Below are 259 nucleotides of genomic sequence, written 5' to 3'. Positions count from 1 at the left end.
AACTGCCTCCCATTTCTTGGACATGAGAAATGGGAGGCTTTCTTTATGCGCGTTGATTTGAGAGTGAAGCATGATGTCGAGGCCAGGAAGGCGGCCATAGGGCTCTTCGAGCTCGGGCACGGGTATAAATCTGCCGCGATCGCCCTTTCGCTTCCCGCGGAAGCCGTGAGAAGATGGCAGGAGATATACCGCGCATTCGGGAGCGAGGTGCTGCTGCGCATGGACGGAAAGCAGGGCAGGTACACATACGAGCAGAAGG

The 259-nt window shown here is 56.8% G+C and carries 1 pseudogene; it reads left to right on the top strand.

Features of this window, described 5'->3' with window-relative positions:
* Positions 1-45: 45 nt before the first annotated feature.
* Positions 46-259 (top strand): annotated as a pseudogene (locus DWZ52_RS10225) (helix-turn-helix domain-containing protein); the annotation flags it as partial.

This window comes from Collinsella sp. AF33-16 (assembly GCF_003475325.1).
Taxonomy (GTDB): domain Bacteria; phylum Actinomycetota; class Coriobacteriia; order Coriobacteriales; family Coriobacteriaceae; genus Collinsella.
This window is presented reverse-complemented; position numbering and strand designations above follow the sequence as displayed.